A 15,170-nucleotide genomic window follows, 5' to 3' on the forward strand; every position below is an offset into this window, starting at 1 on the left:
GTACGTGTGGACGCACGACTCCATCGGTCTCGGCGAGGACGGCCCGACCCACCAGCCGGTCGAGCACCTGGCCTCGCTGCGCGCGATCCCCGGCCTGAACGTGGTCCGCCCGGCGGACGCCAACGAGACCGCGATCGCCTGGCGCGAGATCCTGCGGCGCTGGACCAAGGAGTTCGGCAAGGGCGCCCCGCACGGCCTCGCGCTGACCCGCCAGGGCGTGCCGACGTACGAGGGCAACGAGGACGCAGTCAAGGGCGGTTACGTCCTGTTCGAGGCGTCGGGCGGCTCCCCCGAGGTCATCCTCATCGCCACCGGCTCCGAGGTGCACGTCGCCGTCGAGGCGCGCGAGCAGCTGGAGGCCTCCGGCGTACCGACGCGTGTCGTCTCCATGCCGTGCGTGGAGTGGTTCGAGGAGCAGGACCAGGGGTACCGGGACAGCGTCCTGCCCCCGTCCGTGAGGGCTCGTGTCGCGGTCGAGGCGGGTATCGGTCTGACCTGGCACAAGTACGTCGGGGACGCCGGCCGCATCGTTTCCCTGGAGCACTTCGGTGCTTCCGCGGACGGCAAGGTCCTCTTCCAGGAGTTCGGCTTCACCGGCGAGAACGTGGCCGCCAAGGCGCGGGAATCTCTCGCCGCCGCCCAGCGCTGACGCTCACATACGACACGTAGGAGATGTAATTCCATGACAGACGCACTCAAGCGCCTCTCCGAGGAAGGCGTGGCGATCTGGCTGGACGACCTGTCGCGCAAGCGGATCACGTCCGGCAACCTCGCCGAGCTGATCGACCAGCAGCACGTCGTGGGCGTCACCACCAACCCGTCGATCTTCCAGAAGGCGATCTCCGAGGGCGACGGCTACGACCAGCAGCTCTCCGACCTCGCCGCCCGCAAGGTCACGGTCGAAGAGGCCATCCGCATGATCACCACGGCGGACGTCCGCGACGCCGCCGACATCCTGCGCCCGGTCTTCGACGCGACGGGCGGCCAGGACGGCCGGGTGTCCATCGAGGTCGACCCGCGCCTGGCGCACAACGAGAAGGCGACCGTCGCCGAGGCCAAGCAGCTCGCCTGGCTGGTCGACCGCCCCAACACGCTCATCAAGATCCCCGCCACCCTCGCGGGCATCCCGGCCATCACCGACGTGACCGGCCTCGGGATCAGCGTCAACGTCACGCTGATCTTCTCGCTGGAGCGCTACCGCGAGGTCATGGACGCCTACCTGGCCGGCCTGGAGAGGGCCAAGGAGCGGGGTCTGGACCTGTCGAAGATCCACTCCGTGGCGTCCTTCTTCGTGTCCCGCGTGGACACCGAGATCGACAAGCGCATCGACGCGCTGGGCACCGACGAGGCCAAGGCCGCCCGCGGCAAGGCCGGCGTGGCCAACGCCCGCCTCGCCTACCAGGCGTACGAGGAGGTCTTCTCCGGAGAGCGCTGGGCGAAGCTGGAGAACGCCGGCGCCAACAAGCAGCGTCCGCTGTGGGCCTCGACCGGCGTCAAGGACAAGGCATACAAGGCGACCCTGTACGTCGACGAGCTGGTGGCGCCCAACACGGTGAACACCATGCCGGAGGCCACGCTGCAGGCGACCGAGCAGGGCGGCGAGATCCGCGGCAACGCGGTCGCCGGCACGTACGAGCAGGCCCGCGCCGACCTCGACGCCGTCGAGAAGCTCGGGATCTCGTACGACGAGGTCGTACAGCAGCTGGAGGACGAGGGCGTCGAGAAGTTCGAGGCGTCCTGGAACGACCTGCTCAAGTCGACCGAGGCGGAGCTCCAGCGCCTCGCACCCTCGGAGGGCTAGATCTTGTCGAGCAGCAACCCGCTGCGTGACCCCGCCGACCGACGGCTCCCGCGTATCGCGGGGCCGTCGGGCCTGGTCATCTTCGGCGTCACGGGCGATTTGTCACGAAAGAAGCTCATGCCCGCCGTGTACGACCTCGCGAACCGGGGTCTGCTGCCGCCGGGCTTCTCCCTGGTCGGCTTCGCCCGCCGGGACTGGGAGCACGAGGACTTCGCCGAGGTCGTCCACGACGCCGTCAAGGAACACGCCCGGACGCCGTTCCGCGAGGAGGTCTGGCAGCAGCTCATCCAGGGGATGCGCTTCGTCCAGGGCACCTTCGACGACGACGACTCGTTCGAGCGGCTGCGCGACACCATCGAGGAGCTGGACAAGGCACAGGGCACCGGCGGCAACTTCGCCTTCTACCTGTCCGTGCCGCCGTCCGCCTTCCCCGTGGTCATCCAGCAGCTGAAGAAGCACCGGCTGGCCGACCAGTCGAGCGGCTCCTGGCGGCGCGCGGTCATCGAGAAGCCCTTCGGCCACGACCTGAGGTCGGCCGAGGAGCTCAACGCGACCGTCGAGGAGGTCTTCGCCCCGGATCAGGTCTTCCGCATCGACCACTACCTGGGCAAGGAGACCGTCCAGAACATCCTGGCGCTGCGCTTCGCCAACACGATGTTCGAGCCGATCTGGAACCGGTCCTTCGTGGACCACGTACAGATCACCATGGCCGAGGACATCGGCATCGGCGGCCGGGCCGGGTACTACGACGGCATCGGCGCCGCCCGTGACGTCATCCAGAACCACCTGCTCCAGCTGATGGCGCTGACCGCCATGGAGGAGCCCGCCTCCTTCGACGCGGACGCGCTGGCCGCCGAGAAGACCAAGGTGCTCGGCGCGGTGCGGCTGCCGAAGGACCTGGGCCGGGACACCGTGCGCGGACAGTACGCCGAGGGCTGGCAGGGCGGCGAGAAGGCGGTCGGCTACCTCCAGGAGGAGGGCATCGACCCGCAGTCCAAGACGGACACGTACGCGGCCATCAAGGTGGAGATCGACAACCGCCGCTGGGCGGGCGTCCCCTTCTACCTGCGCACCGGCAAGCGGCTGGGCCGTCGGGTCACCGAGATCGCGGTGGTCTTCCAGCGGGCGCCGCACTCCCCCTTCGACACGACGGCCACCGAGGAGCTCGGCTCCAACGCGATCGTCATCCGCGTCCAGCCCGACGAGGGCGTCACCGTCCGCTTCGGCTCCAAGGTGCCGGGCACCTCGATGGAGATCCGGGACGTGTCCATGGACTTCGCCTACGGCGAGTCGTTCACGGAGTCCTCGCCCGAGGCGTACGAGCGACTGATCCTCGACGTGCTGCTCGGCGACTCCAACCTCTTCCCCCGCACGGAGGAGGTCGAGCTGTCCTGGAAGATCCTCGACCCGATCGAGGAGTACTGGGACACGCACGGCAGGCCCGCCCAGTACCCCTCCGGTACCTGGGGCCCGGTCGAGGCGGACGAAATGCTCGCACGAGAGGGACGGAGCTGGCGCCGGCCATGAAGACAGACCTCACCGACACCACCGCCAGCAAGATCAACAAGGCGCTGGTCAAGGCGCGCCGGGCGATCGGCACACCGGCCGTCGGCATGGTGCTCACGCTGGTCATCGTCACGGACGAGGAGAACGCCTACGACGCTCTCAAGGCCGCGGGCGACGCGTCCCGCGAGCACCCTTCGCGCACGCTGGTGGTCATCAAGCGGGTGTCGCGCAGCGCTCGTGACCGCACCCAGTCCCGCCTCGACGCCGAGGTGCGGGTGGGCGCCGACGCGGGCGCCGGCGAGACGGTGGTGCTGCGGCTGTACGGCGAGATCGTCGACCACGCCCAGTCGGTCGTCCTTCCGCTGCTGCTGCCGGACGCGCCGGTCGTCGTCTGGTGGCCGGCGGACGCGCCGCTCGACCCGGCCGGGGACCCGCTCGGGGCGCTGGCCCAGCGGCGGGTCACCGACACCTACTCCTCCGAGCAGCCGGTGCGCGAGCTGACGGCCCGGGCCGGCACCTACACGCCGGGCGACACCGACCTCTCCTGGACCCGGATCACCCCGTGGCGTTCGATGCTGGCCGCCGCGCTCGACCAGGTCATCTGCAAGGTGGACACCGTCGAGGTGGAGGGCGAGGAGTTCAACCCGAGCTGCGAGCTGCTGGCGATGTGGCTCGCGGACCGGCTGGACGTGCCGGTGAAGCGGTCCCTGTCGAACGGCCCCGGCCTGACGGCGGTCCGCATGCACACCGACTGCGGTCCGATCGTCCTGGACCGCGCGGACGGCTCGCTCGCCACGCTCTCCATCCAGGGGCAGCCCGACCGTGCGGTGGCGCTCAAGCGCCGGGACACGGCCGAGCTGATCGCGGAGGAGCTGCGCAGGCTGGACCCGGACGACACGTACGCCTCCGCGCTGCGGTTCGGGGTGCACCGGCTGAACGTGTCGGACGGGCGGGTGCCGGCGAAGGAACCCGCCAAGGCGGACACCGGGGCTGCCCCGGACGCCGAGGCTGTCGCGGACACCGCGGCTGTCGGGGACGCCAAAGCCGGCTCGGGCACCGAGGCACCTCCGGAGGGACCGGCGGCCAAAGGAGAACCGGCCGTCGGCCAGGCTCCCGCGGAAGCTTCCGCACCGGAGGCGGCGCAGCCGCCGGCGCTGAAGCCGGTCCCCTCCGGCCTGTCCGGGAAGGCGACGAAATGAGCACTCCCCAGCTGGTCGTGCACCACGACAAGGAGCTGATGGCGCAGGCCGCCGCAGCCCGTCTGATCACCAGGATCGTGGACGCGCAGGCATCCCGGGGCACGGCGTCGGTGGTCCTCACCGGCGGCCGCAACGGCAACGGCCTGCTGGCCGCCCTGGCCGCGGCGCCCGCCCGGGACGCCATCGACTGGGGCCGCCTGGACCTGTGGTGGGGCGACGAGCGCTTCCTGCCCGAGGGCGACCCGGAGCGCAACGACACCCAGGCCCGCGAGGCCCTGCTCGACGCCGTACCGCTGGACCCGAAGCGCGTGCACACCATGCCCGCGTCGGACGGTCCCCACGGGGAGGACGTGGAGGCCGCCGCGGCGGCCTACGCCGAGGAACTGGCCCGTGCGGCCGGTCCCGAGAACCACGGCGCGGTCCCGACCTTCGACGTCCTGATGCTGGGCGTCGGCCCGGACACCCATGTGGCGTCCCTGTTCCCGGAGCTGCCCGCGGTACGGGAGACCGAGCGCACGGTCGTCGGCGTCCACGGGGCGCCGAAGCCCCCGCCCACCCGGGTGTCGCTGACCCTGCCCGCGATCCGCTCGGCCCGCGAGGTCTGGCTCCTGGCGGCCGGCGAGGACAAGGCGCAGGCCGCGGCCATCGCCCTGTCCGGCGCGGGCGAGATCCAGGCCCCGGCGGCCGGAGCCCGCGGCCGGGCCCGCACCCTGTGGCTGCTGGACTCGGCGGCGGCCTCCCAGCTGCCCCGCTCGCTGTACCCGCCGGCTTCCTCGTAACGCCCGCCGCTCGTACGGCGACCGACGCCGGGTCCCTCTAGAAGGGGCCCGGCGTCGTCGCGAGTTCGGGGAAGACGTAGTCCTCCCAGTCCTCCGGCTCCAGGCGGATCTCCCGGAGCAGGTTCGCGAACACCGAGTCGTCGAAGAGCACGCCGTTGTAGTCGGCCGGGATCCGCACGGTGTTGATCACCGCGGTCGGGGTGCCCGGGCCGCCCGGCTGCGCACTGCCGCCGGCATCCTCGTACGCCTTCTCGGACGCCGCCACGAAGGCCTTGTACTTCATGCCCTTCACCGCCGAGTCGAAGGCCGGTCCCCGCAACCCGTCGACCTGCTCGGCCAGTTCGAGCAGACGGGCGTCGGTGAAGCCGTCCTCGGACTCCTCGGGCTGGTGGCGGTAGAGCACCTGGTGGTACTCCGCGAACCTGCCCTGAGCCAGCGCGGCCCGCAGGGCGTTGACCGCCTTCTTCGAGCCGCTGCCGCCGAGCCTGTCGTCCAGGAAGGACGCCATGGTGTACTCGGTCTTGGTCTCGCCCCGTACGGTCGCCTCCCTGAGCTCCGGGCCGCCGCCGGTGGACTCGAACTCCTCGCAGACCGGGCACCGCGGGTCCTCGTAGAGGTGCACCGTCACCGGTGCCTGCGGGTCCCCGACGGTGATCGTCGTGCCGTCGGAGCCGAGCTTCTCCGGAACCGTCTCCAGACCGCTGTAGGCGTCCTCGCCGTAACCGGCCCGGCCGCAGCCGGCGAGCACCATCCCCAGAAGGGCCGCCGTGAGTGCCACGGCGACCCGCCCCCCATGCCTCATCCGTACCTCTCGTCTCCCCAGGTTCAGCGCGACCCTAGGGCATGGGCACGGAAAACGCACAGGAGTTCCATCGGAGGGTGCTCCTACTGCCGCCCGCGCAGCTCCCGGTAGGCCGCCACCAGCGCCTTCGTGGACGCGTCGAGGCCCGGCACATCCGTCCCCTGCGTGAGCGCCGGTTCGACGCGCTTGGCGAGGACCTTGCCGAGCTCGACGCCCCACTGGTCGAAGGAGTCGATGTTCCAGACCGCGCCCTGGACGAACACCTTGTGCTCGTAGAGGGCGATGAGCTGGCCGAGGACGGACGGGGTGAGTTCCTTCGCGAGGATCGTCGTCGTCGGGTGGTTGCCCCGGAACGTCCTGTGCGGGACCAGCTCCTCGGCCACCCCCTCCGCACGCACCTCGTCCGGCGTCTTGCCGAAGGCCAGCGCCTGGGTCTGGGCGAAGAAGTTCGCCATGAGCAGGTCGTGCTGGGCCTTGAGGCCCTCGGAGAGCTCGGCGACCGGCTCGGCGAAGCCGATGAAGTCCGCCGGAATGAGCTTGGTGCCCTGGTGGATCAACTGGTAGTAGGCGTGCTGCCCGTTGGTGCCGGGCGTGCCCCACACCACCGGCCCGGTCTGCCACTCCACGGGCTGCCCGTCGCGGCCCACGTACTTGCCGTTGGACTCCATGTCCAGCTGCTGGAGGTACGCCGTGAACTTGGAGAGGTAGTGGCTGTACGGCAGTACGGCGTGCGACTGGGCGTCGTGGAAGTTGCCGTACCAGATGCCCAGCAGGCCGAGCAGCAGGGGCACGTTGGACTCGGCGGGGGCGGTGCGGAAGTGCTCGTCGACGATCCGGAAGCCGTCGAGCATCTCGCGGAAGCGGTCGGGCCCGATGGCGATCATCAGGGACAGGCCGATCGCCGAGTCGTAGGAGTAGCGGCCGCCGACCCAGTCCCAGAACTCGAACATGTTGGCCGTGTCGATGCCGAAGTCCGACACCTTGTCGGCGTTGGTCGACAGCGCCACGAAGTGCTTCGCGACGGCTTCCTGACCGGCCTTCAGCTCGGTGAGCAGCCATTCACGGGCCGAGGTGGCGTTGGTGATCGTCTCGATGGTGGTGAAGGTCTTGGAGGCGATGACGAACAGCGTCTCGGCCGCGTCGAGGTCGCGGATGGCCTCGTGCAGGTCGGCGCCGTCGACGTTCGACACGAAGCGGAGGGTCAGGTCGCGGTCGGTGAAGCCGCGCAGCACCTCGTAGGCCATCGCGGGACCGAGGTCGGAGCCGCCGATGCCGATGTTGACGACGTTCTTGATGCGGCGGCCGGTGTGCCCGGTCCACGCGCCGGAGCGGACCCGGTTCGCGAAGTCGCTCATCTTGTCCAGGACGGCGTGCACCGCCGGGACGACGTTCTCCCCGTCGACCTCGATCACCGCGTCGCGCGGGGCGCGCAGGGCGGTGTGCAGGACGGCCCGGTCCTCGGTGGTGTTGATCTTCTCGCCGCGGAACATGGCGTCCCTGAGGCCGAACACGTCGGTCGCGGCGGCGAGTTCGCGCAGCAGCCGCAGTGTCTCGTCGGTGACCAGGTGCTTGGAGTAGTCGACGTACAGGTCGCCGACCCGCAGGGTGTACCCGGTGCCGCGCCCGGGATCGGCGGCGAACAGCTCCCTGAGCCGCACCTCGCCGAGCTCCTCCCGGTGCTCGGCCAGCGCGGTCCACTCGGGCGTGCGGTTGAGCCTGGTACGGCCGTCTGCGTTCATGTCCGACTTCAGCCTTCTTTCGTGCCTGTCCCAGCTGTTCCAACCTAGTTGATCAAACGCGGGACACGGGCCCTGGTGCGGGCGGCGTCCGGCGCACCAACAGGTACGTGCGCGAAAGGCACAGGTGTCAGCGGGACGGCGAAAGAAGGCTGCGGGCAGGGTGGAGCGCCGCACCGCCGTGAGACGGCTCCGGCCAGGCACCTCTCGGTGCCCGGCCGGCTCTCGACTTCTAGATCTCGCCCCGCAGCTTGGCGAGCGCCTCGGCGAGGATCGCCTCGCCGTCCGCGTCGCTGCGCCGCTCCCGTACGTACGCGAGGTGCGTCTTGTACGGCTCGGTGCGCGGCGGGTCCGGCGGGTTGTCCCGGTCCTGTCCGGCGGGAAAGCCGCAGCGCGGGCAGTCCCAGGTATCGGGGACCTGCGCGTCGCTGGCGAAGCTGGGCTGCGTCTCGTGCCCGTTGGAGCACCAGAAGGAGATGCGCAGACGGGGCGCGGACTCGCCCCGCTCGGCCTCGCCCATCGGCCCCGCCCCGACCCGGCTACCTCGGATCGCGTTGCCACTTGCCACGGTCGTAACTCCCTGCGTGATGGTGCCGCGAAGCGAGTCGACGTGTCGCTTCGTTGCGAGCGCCTCAGTCTACGTAAGGCCCAACGCGCGTCCAGTGTTGGGAGTTACCGGCCCCACACCTAGACGCAAGCCCCATGATAGGCCGCGCTCAGGTGCGCGTACCGAACATGGGGCCTTACGTGCGGAATGGACGTGCTGTGTGGGGCGTGGCCGCTCAGCTGTTCGTCTTCATGAGAAGACCGAGCACGACAATGCACGCGAACCACAGCAGACCGATCACCACGGTGATGCGGTCGAGGTTGCGCTCGGCGACCGAGGAACCACCCACGGACGACTGCATGCCGCCACCGAACATGTCGGAGAGGCCGCCGCCCTTCCCCTTGTGCATCAGCACCAGCAGCATCAGCAGCCCGCTGAAGACGATCAGGGCGATCGAGAACCCCAAAACCACGGCTGGACCAACTCTCTCGGATTCGGATGAACGACGGGGGCACGGCCTTCAGGGCCATGCCCCCGCAAGGGTACGACGGATCGCCGCCAGGGCCTACTTACTGGTCCCGGAAGCGCACGATCTTGACGAACTCATCGGCGTCCAGAGAGGCACCGCCGACCAGGGCGCCGTCGATGTCGGCCTGCGCCATGATCTCGGCGACGTTGCCGGCCTTGACGGAGCCGCCGTACTGGATGCGGACCCGGTCGGCCAGCTCCTGCGAGTACAGCTCGGCGATCTTGCCGCGGATGGCGGCGCAGACCTCCTGCGCGTCCTCGGCGCCGCAGACCTTGCCGGTGCCGATGGCCCAGACGGGCTCGTAGGCGATGACGACGGACTCGGCCTGCTCGGCCGGCAGGTCCTTAAGGCCGCCCTCGACCTGGGCGAGGGTGTGCGCGACGTGGCTGCCCGCCTCGCGGACCTCCAGCTCCTCGCCGACGCACAGGATCGGGGTGAGGCCGTGCTTGTAGGCGGCCTTGACCTTGGCGTTGACGATCTCGTCGGTCTCCGCGTGGTACTGGCGGCGCTCGGAGTGGCCGACGGCCACGTACGTGCACTTCAGCTTGGCCAGCATCGAGCCGGAGATCTCGCCGGTGTAGGCGCCCGAGTCGTGCGCCGAGAGGTCCTGGGCGCCGTACTTGATCTTGAGCTTGTCGCCGTCGACCAGGGTCTGCACGGAACGCAGGTCGGTGAAGGGCGGCAGGACGGCGACCTCGACGGCCTCGTAGTCCTTGTCCGCGAGGGCGAAGGCGAGCTTCTGGACGTGCGCGATGGCCTCGAGGTGGTTGAGGTTCATCTTCCAGTTGCCCGCCATGATCGGCGTGCGAGTGGTCATGCGGGGTCAGTCCTCCAGTGCGGCGAGGCCGGGGAGCGTCTTGCCCTCGAGGTATTCGAGGGAGGCGCCGCCACCGGTCGAGATGTGGCCGAACGCGTTCTCGTCGAAGCCCAGGATGCGGACGGCCGCGGCGGAGTCGCCACCGCCGACGACCGTGAAGGCCTGGGAGTCGAGGAGAGACTGGGCGACCGCCTTGGTGCCCTCGGCGAATTCGGGGTGCTCGAAGACGCCCATCGGGCCGTTCCAGAAGACGGTGGCGGCGTCGGTGATCTTCGAGGCGTACAGCTTGCCGGACGCGGGGCCGATGTCCAGGCCCATCCGGTCGGCCGGGATGGCGTCCGCGGCGACGGTGGTGGCGCCGGCCGCGGCCTTGGTCTTGAGGTCCGGGAACGCGGGCGCGACCACGGCGTCGACCGGCAGGACCAGCTCGACGCCGGTCTTCTCGGCGCGCTCGATGTACTCCAGGACCGCCGGGATCTGGTCCTCCTGGAGCAGGGAGGCGCCGACCTCGTGGCCCTTGGCCTTGAGGAAGGTGAAGGCCATGCCGCCGCCGATGAGGATGCGGTCGGCCTTGCCGAGCAGCTCGTCGATGACGGCGAGCTTGTCGGAGACCTTGGCGCCGCCGAGCACGACCACGTAGGGCCGCTGGACCTCGTCGGTGAGCTTCTTCAGGACGCCGACCTCGGTGGCGATCAGGTAGCCGGCGTAGTGCGGCAGCCGGGCCGGGAGGTCGAACACCGAGGCGTGCTTGCGGTGGACCGCGCCGAAGCCGTCACCGACGTAGACGTCGGCGAGGGCGGCCAGCTGGTCCGCGAACTCGCCTCGCTCGGTGTCGTCCTTGGAGGTCTCGCCCGCGTTGAAGCGCAGGTTCTCGATGACCGCGACCTGGCCGGGCTGCAGGCCGTTCACCGCGTCGTGCGCGGCGGGGCCGACGGTGTCCTGGGCGAAGGCCACGGGGGCGCCCAGGAGTTCACCGAGCCGCTCGGCGGCCGGGAGCAGGGAGAAGGCCGGGTCCGGGGCGCCCTTGGGGCGGCCCAGGTGCGAGGCCACGACCACCTTGGCGCCCGCGTCCGCGAGGGCCTTGACGGTGGGCAGCACGGCGCGGATGCGGCCGTCGTCGGTGATGCGGCCGTCGGCGAGCGGCACGTTGAGGTCGGCGCGGACGAAGACCCGCCTGCCGTCCACGCCTTCGGCGAGAAGTTCGTCGATCGTCTTCATGAAGGAACTCCTGGTGAGGGTGCTCTGATCGTACGAGAGCTGATCTGCACGTGAGTCAGGGCCCGGACGGCGCGTCCCTGCGCCGCCCGGGCCCTGCTCTCATGTCAAGGTGCCTGCCCTGTGGATCAGAGCTGGTTGCCGACGAAGACCGTGAGGTCGACGAGACGGTTGGAGTAGCCCCACTCGTTGTCGTACCAGCCGAGGATCTTCACCGACTTGCCCTCCTGGACCATGGTCAGGGAGGAGTCGAAGGTGCAGGACGACGGGTCGCTGACGATGTCGGAGGAGACGATCGGGTCCTCGGTGTAGGACAGGTAGCCCTGCAGCTCGCCCTCGGAAGCCTTCTTGAACGCGGCGTTGACCTCGTCCTTGGTGACCTCGCGCTCCAGCTCCACGACCAGGTCGGTGGCGGAACCGGTGGGGACCGGCACGCGCATCGCGATGCCGTCGAGCTTGCCCTTGAGCTGCGGGAGGACCAGCGCGGTGGCCTTGGCGGCACCCGTGGTGGTCGGGATGATGTTCTCCGCTGCGGCGCGGGCGCGGCGCAGGTCGGAGTGCGGGAAGTCCAGGATGCGCTGGTCGTTGGTGTAGGCGTGGACCGTGGTCATCAGGCCCTTGACGATGCCGAAGTTCTCGTCGAGAACCTTGGCCATCGGCGCCACACAGTTGGTGGTGCAGGAGGCGTTCGAGATGACGTGGTGGTTGGCCGCGTCGTACTTGTTCTCGTTGACGCCCATCACGATGGTGATGTCCTCGTCCTTGGCCGGAGCCGAGATGAGGACCTTCTTGGCGCCGCCGGCGATGTGCTTCTCGGCGTCGGCCTTCTTCGTGAAGATGCCGGTCGACTCGACGACGATGTCGACGCCCAGCTCGCCCCACGGGATGTCGGCCGGGTTGCGCTCGGACAGCACCTTGATGGTGTGACCGTCGACGGTGATCGTGTCGGCGGTGTGCGACACCTCGGCCTTGAGGCGGCCCAGGATGGTGTCGTACTTCAGCAGGTGCGCGGTGGTCGCGGTGTCACCCAGGTCGTTGACAGCCACGATCTCGATGTCAGCACCCTGCTCCAGCAGCGCGCGGAAGTAGTTACGACCGATGCGGCCAAAGCCGTTGATGCCTACGCGGATCGTCACGAACCGATCTCCTCGTTGGTACGCCGGTTGTGAGACCGGCGAGCTGTATGGGATGTCCCCGACCACCCCCGACCCTACCTCCCTGAGGCATCCGGAGTGACATCGAGATGCCCCATACACGGCAGGGCGTTCCGTACCCGCCAGTAGGGGTACGGAACGCCCCGGACCGAGAGCTGCGGTCACCCGGCACGAGCACGCCGGGTCACGCGCGGTTCACCCGCCGACGGCGGCGAGTGCCTTCTTCAGGAGGGCCGTGCGGTCGGCCGCCGCGGTGACGTGCTCCAGGCCGAAGCCCAGCAGCACGGTGTCGTCCGTGGTGACCGCGCCGTACGTCTTGAACAGTTCTCCGGTGCGCCCCCAGTCCCGGACGACCGCGGGGCTGCCCGCGGGCGGGCCGGGCACGCTCCAGGCGCCGAGCGAGGTCTCGAAGCCCTCGGTCTCGATGGCCTGGCCGCCGATGACCACGGAGGCGTTGTCGGCGAGGACACCGCGACCGCCGGAGCCCGGGTCGGTGATGTAGCTGAGGGAGACCTCGACCTTCTTGCCTGCGTACGCGGACAGGTCGAAGGAGACCTCCTGCCAGCCGGCCGAGGCTCCGGTGAGGCTGTTCCACTGGCCGCTGGTGCCGGTGGCCGTGCAGCCGCCGGCGCCCTGGGTCAGATAGCGCTTGAGCGCGGGATGGGCCGCGATGAAGAACCCGGCCTCGCACTCGGCGGGCACCGCGTTCGTGGTGGCGCCGCCCTTCTCGGGGAGCGTGGTCCAGTCCTCGGCCCCCACGGTGTGCGCCTCCAGGACGGCGTGGTCGTAGCCCTCCTCGGTGTCCCACAGCAGCCGGGTGCGCAGGGCGGGCGCCTGCGCGGCGGTGACCTGGGTGAGGTCGATGGTGCGGGTGAGACGGTTCCAGGCGTAGTCGCTGTGCGTGACGGCCGCCATGGACGCGCCCTCGTACGGCCCGTACGGGTTGGGCGTGCCGGGGTACGTGCCCGCTCCCGCGCTCGCGAACTGCGGGAAGGTCGCCACGGGCAGGTTGTCCGAGGTGACGCTGAAGGATCCGGCCCCGTCCAGCGGGTTGCCGGGGGCGGCGCCGAGGGTGCCGGAGGCCCCGGTGAGCCTGCCGGAGCCCTGGAAGGCCGTGGCGCCCGGCAGGGTCGTGCGGGTGTAGGCGCCCAGGTAGTACTGGCTGAAGTCGTTGGACAGCGTGCCGCCGCCCAGGTCGACGCTGCCGCCGGCCCGCTCGCCCGCCTCGATCAGCTTGCCGCCCTCGTTGAGGAAGGCGCGCAGCTGGAGCTGGGTGGGATTGCCGGGCACGGTCGCGCCCGTGTAGTGGACGACCGACCTGAAGTGGTCCAGCACCCCGAGCGCGTCGGGGGCGCCCTGGGTGGCCACGTTCCAGACGATCGCCTTGCGGCCCGCCGCCTTCAGCGCGTCCACGTACGTCTGCGCCTGTGTCGCGGTCGTGCCCTCCTCGGCGACCACGAGCACGTCCGCGCGCGGCCGTTCGGCCACCGTGTACGTGAAGTGCGCGCTGGAGGTGGGCTTTGCGCCCCTGGCCCGGCCGGTGAACCAGGCCTCGACCTTGTCGCCCGGGTCGGCGTCCTCGACCTTGGCCCGGTACTCGTCGAAGTAGAGGTTGTCCTCACCGCCGTAGGTCTCGCCGCCCTTCCAGGCCCTGAGGTCCCGGTCGTGCGTACGGCCGCCGTTGACGCGGTACTTGAGCTCCTTGTCGTGCAGGGACCTGCGGACGACGACGGAGACCTCCTGGTCGGCGCCGCGCGCGTAGGAGGTGGTGAAGGTCTTCGGGGTGAAGTCGGCGGCCTTCAGTCCGAGCGAGGACTTGGGCTGGTCGGGCCGGGCCGCGGACTCGGCGACGGAGAGCGCGAAGGGGATGTTCTTCTCGAACTCCTGCTGGATCAGCTTCTCGTCGTCGGGGAAGTTGAAGACCGACTGGCAGTCCGCCGCGTTCCACTGGTCGCCGGGGTCGAGGTCCGAGGCGGTCTGGCAGGTCGACATCTCGGGGGTGAACATCGCCAGGCCGTTGACGTTCGACGCGTGGCCGTCCGCCTCGCCGTTGGTGGTGTAGAGCTCCGAGGAGACCTGCGGGCGGTAGCCGGGGATCGCGGAGTTGTCCGGGGTGCCGGCGAGCGCCTTGTACATGACGTCGTCGGGCGTGTCGGTGGCCACCTGCCAGCCGACGCCGTAGAGCAGCAGTTCGGCGGCGGAGTGGTAGTTGATGCCGTACGTGAAGCCGATCCGCTTCTCGAAGGCGTCCAGGGCCTTGGTCTCGGGCTCCGAGGACGGGGCCGGACCGCGATAGGTCTCGCTGGTGGGGTTGGGCGAGGAACCCTCGTTGTCGTAGCCCCACTTGTACGAGAAGTTGCGGTTCAGGTCGACGCCGTCACCGACGCCGATCGTGCCGTCGCCGTTGTTGTCGCGCAGGTTCTTGCGCCACAGGCGGTTGTCGGCGTTCTTGAAGGTGTAGTCGTAGCCGTCGGGGTTGGCCGACAGGACGAACCACAGCTCGGTGGAGTCGACGATCTTCTTCAGGCGCTTGTCGGTCCGGTACCCGTCCACGTAGTAGTGGAGCAGCCGCCTGGTCATCTCCGGCGTGATCCACTCGCGGGCGTGCTGGTTGGACATGTAGAGGACGGAGGGTTTGGCTCCGTCCTTGGATTTCCTCGCGTTCTTGGTCAGTTTGAGCGCGAGGATGTCCTGGCCGTTCACGGTCCTGCCGATGGAGACGACCTTGGTGAGGCCGGGGTTGGCCCGGGCGGTGGCGAGGAGCTCCTCCCGGAGCCCGCCGCTTCCGCTGTAGGGCCGGAACACGCCCTCGGCCGCCTTGTCCACACGGGCCTCGGCCTTGGCGGTCAGGGTGTGCTCGGTGAGCTCGACACCCTTCTTCTCCAGTTTCCGAGCCTCCTGGTCGGTCAGGTAGACCTCGACCGTCGCGGTGCCCTTCGCGGGCACCTGCTCGCTCAGTTCGTGGCCGTCCTGCCCGGCCGCCAGCAGCAGGGGTACCTGCCCGCTGGTGACCTCGGCGCGGTAGACCTTGACTTCGTTCGGATCAGGAGAACCGGCGCTCTGCGCGGCATGGGCGACGGGCGCG

The 15,170-nt window shown here is 69.9% G+C and carries 13 protein-coding genes; 5 read left to right on the plus strand and 8 right to left on the minus strand.

Annotated features, from left to right (window positions below; all coding sequences use genetic code 11):
• The 5 genes from EHS43_RS19610 to pgl form a co-directional block, all read left to right on the plus strand.
• A partial coding sequence (locus EHS43_RS19610) for a transketolase C-terminal domain-containing protein (protein WP_312023428.1) occupies positions 1-649 on the plus strand: 649 nt, incomplete at its 5' end.
• 33 nt (positions 650-682) lie between these two features.
• A complete protein-coding gene (gene tal / locus EHS43_RS19615) occupies positions 683-1,801 on the plus strand; it encodes a transaldolase (protein WP_125192070.1) in 1,119 nt (372 codons plus the stop codon).
• 3 nt (positions 1,802-1,804) lie between these two features.
• Positions 1,805-3,328, plus strand: coding sequence for a glucose-6-phosphate dehydrogenase (gene zwf / locus EHS43_RS19620; RefSeq protein WP_125192071.1), 1,524 nt, complete (start codon positions 1,805-1,807; stop codon positions 3,326-3,328).
• Positions 3,325-4,506 (plus strand): glucose-6-phosphate dehydrogenase assembly protein OpcA, encoded by a 1,182-nt coding sequence (opcA, locus tag EHS43_RS19625; protein WP_125192072.1) that lies wholly within the window; start codon positions 3,325-3,327, stop codon positions 4,504-4,506. The genes zwf and opcA overlap by 4 nt, the downstream gene beginning before the upstream one ends.
• Complete coding sequence (pgl, locus tag EHS43_RS19630) at positions 4,503-5,285, plus strand: 6-phosphogluconolactonase (RefSeq protein ID WP_125192073.1); 783 nt, start codon at positions 4,503-4,505, stop codon at positions 5,283-5,285. The genes opcA and pgl overlap by 4 nt, the downstream gene beginning before the upstream one ends.
• 37 nt (positions 5,286-5,322) lie before the next feature.
• Here the strand turns inward: pgl and EHS43_RS19635 are convergent, their stop codons facing one another.
• The 8 genes from EHS43_RS19635 to EHS43_RS19670 all read right to left on the minus strand — a co-directional run.
• Positions 5,323-6,063 carry a DsbA family protein gene (locus EHS43_RS19635; protein WP_260470616.1) on the minus strand — a complete coding sequence of 247 codons (741 nt, stop codon included), beginning with the start codon at positions 6,061-6,063 and terminating at the stop codon, positions 5,323-5,325.
• 107 nt (positions 6,064-6,170) lie between these two features.
• Complete coding sequence (gene pgi, locus EHS43_RS19640) at positions 6,171-7,826, minus strand: glucose-6-phosphate isomerase (RefSeq protein WP_125192075.1); 1,656 nt, start codon at positions 7,824-7,826, stop codon at positions 6,171-6,173.
• A 229-nt stretch (positions 7,827-8,055) separates the two neighbouring features.
• Positions 8,056-8,391 (minus strand): RNA polymerase-binding protein RbpA, encoded by a 336-nt coding sequence (locus EHS43_RS19645; RefSeq protein WP_003957010.1) that lies wholly within the window; start codon positions 8,389-8,391, stop codon positions 8,056-8,058.
• Between the two features lie 214 nt (positions 8,392-8,605).
• Positions 8,606-8,836 (minus strand): preprotein translocase subunit SecG, encoded by a 231-nt coding sequence (gene secG, locus EHS43_RS19650; RefSeq protein ID WP_037708349.1) that lies wholly within the window; start codon positions 8,834-8,836, stop codon positions 8,606-8,608.
• A 103-nt stretch (positions 8,837-8,939) separates the two neighbouring features.
• Positions 8,940-9,716 carry a triose-phosphate isomerase gene (gene tpiA / locus EHS43_RS19655; protein ID WP_125192076.1) on the minus strand — a complete coding sequence of 259 codons (777 nt, stop codon included), beginning with the start codon at positions 9,714-9,716 and terminating at the stop codon, positions 8,940-8,942.
• Between the two features lie 6 nt (positions 9,717-9,722).
• Positions 9,723-10,934 carry a phosphoglycerate kinase gene (gene pgk / locus EHS43_RS19660; protein WP_125192077.1) on the minus strand — a complete coding sequence of 404 codons (1,212 nt, stop codon included), beginning with the start codon at positions 10,932-10,934 and terminating at the stop codon, positions 9,723-9,725.
• Between the two features lie 125 nt (positions 10,935-11,059).
• Positions 11,060-12,067 (minus strand): type I glyceraldehyde-3-phosphate dehydrogenase, encoded by a 1,008-nt coding sequence (gap, locus tag EHS43_RS19665; RefSeq protein ID WP_030318674.1) that lies wholly within the window; start codon positions 12,065-12,067, stop codon positions 11,060-11,062.
• A gap of 213 nt (positions 12,068-12,280) precedes the next feature.
• Positions 12,281-15,170, minus strand: a 2,890-nt coding sequence (locus EHS43_RS19670) for a M14 family metallopeptidase (protein ID WP_148104063.1), incomplete at its 5' end; no start/stop codon positions are given.

The sequence above is a fragment of the Streptomyces sp. RP5T genome, assembly GCF_003933965.1.
Taxonomy (GTDB): Bacteria; Actinomycetota; Actinomycetes; order Streptomycetales; family Streptomycetaceae; genus Streptomyces.

Coding starts and splice junctions, on each gene's coding strand:
- tal (WP_125192070.1), top strand. CDS start 683: ATGACAGACGCACTCAAGCGCCTCTCCGAGGAAGGCGTGGCGATCTGG.
- opcA (WP_125192072.1), top strand. CDS start 3,325: ATGAAGACAGACCTCACCGACACCACCGCCAGCAAGATCAACAAGGCG.
- pgl (WP_125192073.1), top strand. CDS start 4,503: ATGAGCACTCCCCAGCTGGTCGTGCACCACGACAAGGAGCTGATGGCG.
- pgi (WP_125192075.1), bottom strand. CDS start 7,826: ATGAACGCAGACGGCCGTACCAGGCTCAACCGCACGCCCGAGTGGACC.
- tpiA (WP_125192076.1), bottom strand. CDS start 9,716: ATGACCACTCGCACGCCGATCATGGCGGGCAACTGGAAGATGAACCTC.
- pgk (WP_125192077.1), bottom strand. CDS start 10,934: ATGAAGACGATCGACGAACTTCTCGCCGAAGGCGTGGACGGCAGGCGG.